This is a genomic window from Rhodoferax sp., from assembly GCF_028689295.1.
GTDB lineage: Bacteria > Pseudomonadota > Gammaproteobacteria > Burkholderiales > Burkholderiaceae_C > Rhodoferax.
On sequence record NZ_JAQTWL010000039.1, the window covers coordinates 1 to 9,483 of the forward strand.

Genomic DNA, 9,483 nt, shown 5'->3' on the forward strand with positions numbered 1-9,483 from the left:
AGCACCCTGTTGTCCCTAATTTTTGAATGCGTGCCGAGTCCAAAGACCTTCAAGGTAGCTTGGGTATTTCGATTTTTTACTTGCTGTCGGTTGTCCCACTATTGGCCAGCTATTTGCCTTATTTTTGGCTATTTATTCTGCTTGTGAAATTGTGGCCACTCTGTATATTTACAGCCATCAACACATTTTCAAGGGATAGCAATGAAGGTAGCAGACGTCGCCATCGGCATTATCAAAACAGCGAATACGAGTGATTTAAAAAACCTGCAAACCCTGAAGACGGTATGCAACAGTGATTCAGCGTTTGTCGCTGCAGTCAAAAAATATCAGGCGTACCAAAAACTGCTTCAAAAGGCATTCTTACTGAGTCGAACCTGGCAAAAACTGGGTCAAGCTCGCACCTGGAAGATTACTGTCAAAGCACTCCAGGCTGCGCTCAAGGCACTGGCTTCAGGATTCAAACGTGTGAATGACTGTACCGAATTGCCACTGTTGTTGCAGAAGCAGATTGACAAGTTAATCAAAGCCAATATCTTTCAAATACCGCACGTAGCGTAGTTATTTGTTGATCCAGAAAGGTGGTGCTCAATGGATGTCAAACACTTTGAATCATTGTCGAAAAAGTGGGCTTTCAAACTGCGTGAAGATGCACGTGATATTGAGCAGGAAATTATTACGTTTTATCTCTCCAGGCAGTTTGAAGGCAAGAACCTGGACATTTTTCAACCAGGCCATGAAGGCGCACTGTTTGAGTTGCTCAAGCACAAAATCAGAGGTAACAACCTGGAAAGCCTGGGTGGCAGTGGAAGGCGGTTGGGTGGGGCGAACGATGAGGACGACGAGGGCAAGATCGACATTCAGGACGACATTGAATCACCGGATGAAATGGCCGATCAGTTTGAGCAGCGCCTGCAGTTTGAGGCGGCGTTTTCCCGTGAACTCGATCAAATTGACGAACTGAACAATTTGGCGGGAAGCGATCTGGGTGACGCGTTCGGCTTCACAGGTGCCAATGGCAGAGCCGTTTTATCCCAGCTCAAGAAGGAAATTGTGGCCAATGCCCAAAGGCGGTTCAACGCCAAGTTGCGGGCTGCAAAGCCGCCCGCAAGGGCGAAAGCCCAGCGACAGATGGTGACGGTGTAACCGTCAGCCGTACTGGCGCCAGAGCAGGGTTGGCTGCAAACGAAGGCATCTCAGGCAGTTTTGACAGCTGGCCACCGGGTATTCCAGGCACCTTCACGCCGGCTTGTTGAAAGACTTTTTGTGCGTAGGCAACACCCACTTTTGAATCAGACCGGCCGGTGTTGTAAATGCTCAAGGCGTTGCCCAGCGAGCCGGTCCGTTCATAGCCCGCAGCCAGAATATTTGCCCCGGCAGCAATGTTGATGCAAGGGTCGAACACTTGCTCCACCGACAGACCCAACGCTGGCAAATTCTTGCTGTTGATTTGCACCAAGCCCATATCGACGCTTTCACCGCGGCCGACAGCTGCCACCGCAGCGGCCACAGCAGCAGCTTTTGATTCAAAAGTCACTGATTTTCGGGTCGTGTTGTTGTTGACCGCCCAGGGCTGGCCGCCGGATTCCTGCTTCACCACAGCGGCCGTGATGACCGGATCGACGGCGGGTGCGCACATCATCAAGAGTTCGAGCATGGCGCCCTCCGTTAACCAAATTTGGCGCCAAGGATGAACGCAGCGACGGTTGAAAACGCACCCAGCCCGGCAGCTGCCAGCACATAGAACGATATGAATGCCTCACGCGCTGTGGCAATCAGCCTGGCATCATCCAGGTCAACTTTGACCCGACCAGGCGCAGCTTCCAGCGCATCTACCACAGCCTCAGCCACTGCAGGTTTCAAAGTCTCACCGACACGGCGCGGAAACTTTTGCAATTCCCCTCGCATGGCCGTCATCATCGACACAATCGATTCAAGATTTTCATCATCGTGACTGGGCCCCCTTACCTGGCCTGGCGAACCTTTGACCAGCGCGCCAGACAGCGCTTCAAACTCAATGCGCATGGCTGCAGCAGGCACCTGGCGCAACAACACGGGCAAGAGCCAGATCCAGTTGGGATCACTTTCACCCATGCCCGCCCGTACCGCCACATCAACGATGTTTTGCACATCAGACGGCAAACCAGCGGGCGCAAGCCGTGCCGTCAATTCATCAATCAAGGTGCCAGGGCGTCGGGCAAGCGCAGGAGACGTTGCAGCCCGCGGCACAGCAGCAACAACACCTGTAATTTGGTTGATGACGCGCAGCTCTTCTTCATCAATATCACTCATCTTCAAGACTCCAGGGCGGCCAGCTTCCGGCCAACAATGCCACGGTAGGTTTGGGCGACTGTGCGCGTGCCGATGGCCACCCCTGAACCGACCACATTGCCCTTTTCAATGACCGTGTGCAACGGCATGGAGCCAATCAACTCAGCCGCGCGCGGCATCATGGCTGGCAATTCCAGTTCGGTCCATGAATAGTCTTCGCCAGACAACAGGCTCTTCCTGATCTTTGATTTGTCCCAAAACTCAAAAGACTTCCCCGCGCCATGCTTCAAATTGATCAGCACCACGCCATCTTGGTAAAACACGGGACTCCTGCCCACGCGGGTTTCCAGTTGAATGGTGCTCGACGCATCAATACCCATCACCCATATGGGTGTTGGATTCATCAGTGCCATCAGGCTTAAAACGGACTCCGTGATGTAAAGGCCGGCCGCAGAAGGCAAGGAAAAGACAAGACGGATTTCGTCTGTTTCATTGATCTGGGTTTCAGCCAATTCATTGATCAGATTCAGCCAGTCGTCTTCTGATTTGATGGGGCGTTGCAGTCCAATGATCTGGATGTCGTTGACGATTTCAGTTTTATATCCGTTATCGCACACCACATCAGGATTCATCGGGTCCGCGTCGATGACAATCAATTTATCAATTTTTGGCATACCAGAAACTTCATGATTGATAAAACTGTCCACCAAGCAACGGGACATAAAGCTTTTGCCAACGCCACCTTTATCACCGTCAACAAAATATGATTTGATCATGATTATCCTTTTGGTTGTTTAAAATATTCACACTGGAAACTATTGGGCAAACTTCCATTTGGCGATTGCTTCGTCATATTGAGATAATGCACGTTCATACATTCCCCGTATTCTGTTTTCGGCGGCAATTACTTCGAACATCCCAGCGGGGATTTTTCCGTTTTCGGGAAGTGTCTTTGAAACAGTTAAATAATCGTCTATATTCATTTTTGTGACATCAACGAGTTCGCCTTTGATTTGAATGAACTTGAGTTTTATTATTTCGTCAGGAAATTGGGTTTGACTCGGACTGGTTCGATTAACTTCCGTTTTTGTTTTTTCTTGACTTGCCTGAGATGCATCCTGGGCTACCGGGTTTTTAAATTCAAGCGGGGTGCGAGTTAAACCGGTATTGGTCGAGGTGGGTTTGCGCTTTCTGCCTCTTTTCATTGGCTTCAGTCCGCGTTCTTCACGGACGATCCCAAGATGCCGCACCAGGTGCCCTTTGGTGACCTTGATGTCATTTTTTTGGAGGGCGGCAGCGATTCGTTCCAGCGACATGCCCTGACTCAAAAAGTCTTCAATGACCTCATAGGCAGACCGCACGATCAGCGCAGGGTCATCCTTTTGGGCAAGTTCAATTTCTTCACGAAGAATTGAGTCGATTTCTGAGCTGATGCTGTGCATGATCCCCATACCGACAGGGCGCAAGTTCTGGCGTGACAGGCGGTACGACAGGCGACACAATGCGCGCGACACGCGAGCTGACAGGCAGATCAATTGCGGTGGCCAGAGCTGCCGACACGCACATTGACAGCCAAACCAAAATGCAATGACAGGCGTGCTGACAGGCGAATCAATTCACCAGCAGCCTGGGAGTAGCAGAGACTCAGTGTGCAGGGTAAGGGCCTTGTGCCCACGTTTTATGCGCAGCAAAAAACTTGGCAGCGGCCCCCTGCTCAGGGCGTTGCCCCGAGACCCCGGATCAACAGCAGCGTCGCGCTTCGCTTGACGTGCAAAATGATTTCAACCTCAACAAGTTTGGCTTCAACATAATCAGCTTCCAGGTGCGGATCTAATCTGCTGATTCATATCACTCCGCGTAGCGCAACGAACTGCTGATTCGCACCCTCTGACCGAAGTTCCAGCATGGGGCTTTTTGAAACGATGTAGGCCAACGATTGGTCGAACGAAAAGGGGTACAGCACAGACAGCGTCGGCAGCGTGGCGGCCGCGATAGCTTTGCCTTGAAACCTCAGCGCAGCTTCGATCAGCCACAAGGCCACTGTTTCATTGCCGATGCTCATGGCTTGTTTTCGAATCAAACGTTTTCCGTTCTCTACACGCTCAAGCACGCCCCAATTCTCTTGTGACTGCAGCACACGTGACACAGCTCGGCTAACACTTTCTCTGTCACCATAAATCTCGGCCATTCGTCGTTGAATTTCCTTGATTGAGCAGTCGCCCTGCATGGCGATCAAGCGCCCGGTAATTTCTGACGTATGCCCAAAAAATGGATAGGTCACCATCGCGCAGCCCCAGTTCAAGGGGGCTACTGAACTCTGGCCTTGCTGTTTGAAGAGCTCTATCCCGCGTTCAACAAAGTTCGAATACGCTGGCAAAGGCGAAATCCATAAGCGTTTCAAAATATCAAAAGTTTTTCTTCTGGAGTCGATGCCCGTCAGAACGATGGCAATTTCTTCCTTCGCTTGCTCAACAGTTTTCACGCCGGTAGCCACTTCAAGCGCAGCGGCACACCAGTCCAATTGCACATAGCGATCAAACCCAATAAGAAATCGGTTTTTGTTATGGCTCAATTTATGTCCTTGTCACTTTGACAAACGGCACCAACAGCTCTTCGACTGAGATGCCGCCATGTACGACAGCTGGTTCGCCCTGGGGCAAAAAGGCGGTGCGTCCACCTGCGAATAAAGCCATGAAATTCGCCGGTAAACCAGCGATATCCAGCCGGAATGTGTTCGGTTGAGCGGCGGCAGACTCCGCCACCAACGTCTCGCTTCGGTACGTTCGTACGCGTTCACCACGCATTTCAGGTGCCACCCCTTGATTTGGGCGTCCCTGGCCAATGGCTTCGACATTCCCGTGATCGGCTGTCAGATAGATGTGGAAACCCTTGTCGATAAGTAGCGTGAACAACCGCTCCAGGAACCCCGTTTCGCACCAGCCTTCAATCTGGTTGGCAATGCCACGCTTACCAAGCACGGCACCATGCACGATCTCATCCACTGTATCCACCACAAGGCCCGCAACCTTGAGCGACGGGCCAGACAAGGCAGCATCCAACTCAGCCAGTTGGTCATTGCGTTTGATGCCCTTACGGTAAAAGACCTCATTGGCTCGGAGCCCTTGGTCTTGCCAAAACCGTGACCATTGGGCCGGTTCAGGTGCAGTTGTCTCAATGGTGTCAGCAAATTCACGGGGTTTGAGCCCGGAGAAAAGCGCCTGTCGGGACACCGACGTCAAGGTCGGAAGCCAGGCAAAGCACGCACTCTCCTCGAACCCAAGTTTTGGAGCTCGCCGCGCCAGGGTCTCGCGGATCAGAACCCACTGGTCCACAGCCAGACCATCAAAAACAAGCAATGCGACTTTCAACTCACCCGCAGCACGCCGCATTGCCAGGTAGCGCGGTACGTGATGCACCATGACCGGCCCCTTGGCCACTGGCAGCGAAGGCAAGTCTGCATAGTGTTTGGCTACCCATTGCCGCAGGTGCTCGTCGGCGGCAGACTGTACCTCTGCCATTGCGACTTTCAGACCTTCTGCGCGCACAGTATCCAAAGCATTGAAACGGGCGATGACTTCGCCAAACCGGCGTGACAAGCTGGCCCAGTCTCGGTAAGAAGACTCCAGCGTTGGAATTGATTGGAGAATGCCCTTGAGGCCTTCAGCCACCAGGTTGCGCAAGGCCAAGGGGTCTTGGATGATGCCAACTCGCGCCCATTCTGGAATGTCTGACGGTGGGCTTTGTACTGCAAGTGGATGGAGCAGCCCATCCAAAAACATGGCATCGACGATCACCCGCACGTCTGGGTGCTCAAACGGAACGTCTACTTTGCCAAACTGTGCAAAAGTCGATTCTTCTCCAATTCGAGTCCCGTGGATGCCCAAACGCGATAAATACCGATACCAAGCCTCTTGCACCAGCCGAAGCAAAACGCTCTTGGATGAAAACAGTTCTGCAATCGGAAGACCTTTGAGCACTGCCTGATCACTGAGTACATGGGCAACATGTTCCGCTAGGACCACCGGCAGGCCAATGTCTCGATAGTGCAAGCGTAAAAGTTCACGCCAAAAATCCTCAGGCCGCGACAACAGATGCGGGCTGATCCTGAAAATGTGCGTCAGGATGAACTCTTTGGTTGCAGCTTCGCCATGCACTTGAGAGGCGTGCCTTGCCTGAGCGGCAAAAAGGGCCTCGTGGTGCTCTGCGCCAATCTGTCGCAGAACCGGATAGCTGAACTTTGGGAATACGTTGGCCAGGCTCAAGCTGACGAGCCTTGCCTGCTTTAGGTAATCCCACGGCAACTCACTGGTATTGATACCACGCAAGTGCAATATCAGCGCTTTGGAAGGTCCTGCCTTCCCCTCATCCCAGGCACTCCGATAACGATTTTCATACTCAGCCCGGAAGGCGACTGAATCTTCAAACGTCATCAACTCAAAGCCTCGTTCCCGCAACCTGGCGAGCACCTGTTCATCCAGTAAGACGTCATCGGGGTCGGCAGCAATCCACAGCCGCGCGACGTCTTCAGGAAACTCTTTAAGAATGTGGTCAATCCATTGGCTCATGGTGGTCCCACCCGAATCATCATTACGGCGTTCAGGTCAGGAACGCTGGCTTGCGCCTCGTCCAAGACAGCAAGGCGCGTTTGATGCTCGGCATTGAGCCGTTTGCGGCGATGTTCGCGCACAGCGGGCAAACCAATTCGCCCGATGGCCTTACTTCGTGCATCGAAGGCATACAGTGCACGTTCACGTTCTTCCTTGAGCCCCGAGCGGTGCTCACCAAGCATTTCAGCAAACATCCGCTCACCCTGGGTTTTTGCAGCTGCCAGGGATGTGTCAAAGCAGCTCACAGCCTGCTCCACACTGGTCGCACCCTTGATCTCGACCGTTTCAGTCAACAACAGGTCCCAGATGCGCTTGGCAGTAGGTACAAAAGTGCGGCCATCATCGGTCGCAAATACAGGCAGGAACCGTTTGCGCTTAAAGCCTTCTGCCGACAAACTGATCTCCCATAAGGACCAGACACCATGCACCGACACGGGCAGACCGCTGATCTGGATCACAGGCAAGGGCTGTCCAGAGACGCACCTTGAGAGCTCGCTGATCACCGCCCTTGTGCGAGGGTCCTCCAGCGTGACCCACTCCAAACTCGGGTTTTGCTCTGCCGTGCGGGCATCAAAGCAAACCTGCGACGACTCGCTGCCGTCCGTCCACTTCACGCGCCACGAATCTCCAGACTTCAAGGCACTGCCACCGCGTGCAGGCAAGCCGGAGGTGATGGCACGTTCCAGCCAAAACTGTGCAGGGTGATCACGCCATTTGCGAGCGGCATCAGCATCCAAGTTATGCGCATCTGTCAGCAACTCGCTGTTTTTCCGTTCATCGGCAACCTTGTCACGCACCTGATCGATCACAGCATCACAGGCCTTTTCAATCGAGGCAGGATCCTGAAGACCTTGCAGGAATAATTCATCAAAGATCGGCTCGGCATCGGCAGAATCCATCACATCGGAGGCCTTATCAACACCAAACTCCTGCGCAATGACTTCGAGTTTGGTCTCCAGCACCTGCCGAACCCGGTGTTCCACCGTGTCTTCCAGTACAAAGTTGATGGCGCGCACCACATGGCGCTGGCCGATACGGTCCACGCGGCCAATGCGCTGCTCTATGCGCATGGGGTTCCAGGGCATGTCAAAGTTAACAATCACATGGCAGAACTGCAAATTCAAGCCTTCACCGCCAGCATCGGTTGACACCAAAATCCGAACATCTTGCGCGAAGACCTGCTGCGCTTTTGCACGGGTATCCAGGTCCATGCTGCCGTTGAGCAAGGCCACGGAGAAGCCACGGCTTTCCAGAAAACCAGCCAGCATGGCCTGTGTTGGCACGAACTCCGTGAAGATCAGGACCTTCATGGCGGGGTCGTTTTCGTCTTGCTGCAGCTTGTAAATCAGCTCCAGCAGGGCTTCAGCCTTCGCATCTGTGCCCTGAGCTTCAGTTTCTCGCGCCAGGGTCAGCAGCAAGTCCACCTCGGCTTTTTCCTGTACCCAGCCTGAGGTTTGAACCGCAATGTCCACTTGGGTTTGGCCATCCAGTTCAGCCCATTCATCCATATCAGCTGCGTCGAACAGCGGCACTTGCGGCTGTGGTTCATTCAGAAGCGCTTGTCGTCTCTCCAGGGTTGTCCGGATGGCAGCAGTGCTGGAGGTGACCAGCCGCTGCATCAAGATCATCAGAAAGCCAATGTGGCGCTGCTTTGCTGCCAGCGCCTGGTTGTAGCAGTGGCGCACATAGTCGGTGACGGCCTCGTACAAACGTTGCTGGGCACCGTGGCGTGACTGCCAAGCCACGGGCTGCAGACGCGTAACCCTGGGTTTGAACAATGGCTGACCGTCCGCATCGATGGCGTTGCGTTTTTCGGTGCGGATGACGAACGGTCGCACTCGATCGCGGCTCACGCTGCCTTCATCAGGGAAAGATTCCCGGTCTATTAACTGCATCAAACGCATAAACTGATCCGTCTTGCCCTGGTGCGGTGTAGCTGACAGCAACAACAGGTAGGGTGCCGCTTCGGCCAAGGCTGCACCAAGTTTGTAGCGCGCCACCTGATCGGTACTGCCACCCATGCGGTGAGACTCATCAATGATCACCAGGTCCCACGAGGCGGAAATCAGATCCTCAAAGCGCTCGCGGTTGTAATTATTCAGCTGCTCCAGGCTCCAGCCTTTCCGGCTTTCAATTGGCTTTACCGAGTCGAGTGAACAGATCACCTGGTCGTGCATGCGCCACAAGTTTTCTTCATCGCCACCTGCACTATTTCTCCATTGCCGGAAGGCAGCAAGCTCTGCAGGGTCGATGTATTGCAGTTTCTCACCAAAGTGCAGACGCATTTCCGCCTGCCATTGGCGGACCAGACCTTTTGGTGCCACCACCAGCACCCGTTGGGCCATGCAACGAAGCTTAAGTTCGCGCAGGATCAGCCCCGCCTCAATCGTCTTGCCCAGGCCGACTTCGTCCGCCAGCAGGTAGCGGATGCGATGTTGGCTCATGGCCCGGTTGAGCGCGTAAAGCTGATGGGGCAGTGGCACCACGCTGGACTGGATCGGTGCCAGCAGCAAGTTGTCTTCCATCGCGTCCAGCAGCTTGGCAGCTGCAGCCGTGTGAAGAATGCTGTCTGCTGAGGGCTGAATGCTGTCCAGCTGAGTTAGGTCTT

General features: G+C 53.6%; 9 protein-coding genes. 2 read left to right on the plus strand and 7 right to left on the minus strand.

Annotation, left to right across the window (positions count from 1 at the left end):
• Positions 1 to 201 precede the first annotated feature (201 nt).
• Both PHF15_RS16140 and PHF15_RS16145 read left to right on the plus strand, forming a co-directional pair.
• The gene (locus PHF15_RS16140) at positions 202 to 558 is read left to right on the plus strand and encodes a hypothetical protein (RefSeq protein ID WP_300122767.1); all 357 of its coding nucleotides are present in this window, start codon (positions 202 to 204) and stop codon (positions 556 to 558) included.
• Positions 559 to 588: 30 nt separating this feature from the next.
• Complete coding sequence (locus PHF15_RS16145; RefSeq protein WP_300122769.1) at positions 589 to 1,143, plus strand: hypothetical protein; 555 nt, start codon at positions 589 to 591, stop codon at positions 1,141 to 1,143.
• Here PHF15_RS16145 and PHF15_RS16150 read toward each other — a convergent pair.
• The 7 genes from PHF15_RS16150 to PHF15_RS16180 all read right to left on the minus strand — a co-directional run.
• Complete coding sequence (locus PHF15_RS16150; protein ID WP_300122771.1) at positions 1,073 to 1,654, minus strand: lytic transglycosylase domain-containing protein; 582 nt, start codon at positions 1,652 to 1,654, stop codon at positions 1,073 to 1,075. The genes PHF15_RS16145 and PHF15_RS16150 overlap by 71 nt on opposite strands.
• Positions 1,655 to 1,665: 11 nt before the next feature.
• Positions 1,666 to 2,289 (minus strand): hypothetical protein, encoded by a 624-nt coding sequence (locus tag PHF15_RS16155; protein ID WP_300122772.1) that lies wholly within the window; start codon positions 2,287 to 2,289, stop codon positions 1,666 to 1,668.
• 2 nt (positions 2,290 to 2,291) lie between these two features.
• Positions 2,292 to 3,044, minus strand: a complete 753-nt coding sequence (locus PHF15_RS16160; protein ID WP_300122775.1) for a hypothetical protein — start codon at positions 3,042 to 3,044, stop codon at positions 2,292 to 2,294.
• Positions 3,045 to 3,083: 39 nt separating this feature from the next.
• Positions 3,084 to 3,710, minus strand: a complete 627-nt coding sequence (locus tag PHF15_RS16165) for a hypothetical protein (RefSeq protein ID WP_300122777.1) — start codon at positions 3,708 to 3,710, stop codon at positions 3,084 to 3,086.
• 401 nt (positions 3,711 to 4,111) lie between these two features.
• Positions 4,112 to 4,840 carry a hypothetical protein gene (locus tag PHF15_RS16170; protein WP_300122779.1) on the minus strand — a complete coding sequence of 243 codons (729 nt, stop codon included), beginning with the start codon at positions 4,838 to 4,840 and terminating at the stop codon, positions 4,112 to 4,114.
• Position 4,841: 1 nt separating this feature from the next.
• A complete protein-coding gene (gene pglZ, locus PHF15_RS16175; protein WP_300122781.1) occupies positions 4,842 to 6,833 on the minus strand; it encodes a BREX-3 system phosphatase PglZ in 1,992 nt (663 codons plus the stop codon).
• Positions 6,830 to 9,483, minus strand: a 2,654-nt coding sequence (locus PHF15_RS16180; protein WP_300122783.1) for a helicase-related protein, incomplete at its 5' end; no start/stop codon positions are given. The genes pglZ and PHF15_RS16180, both read right to left, overlap by 4 nt.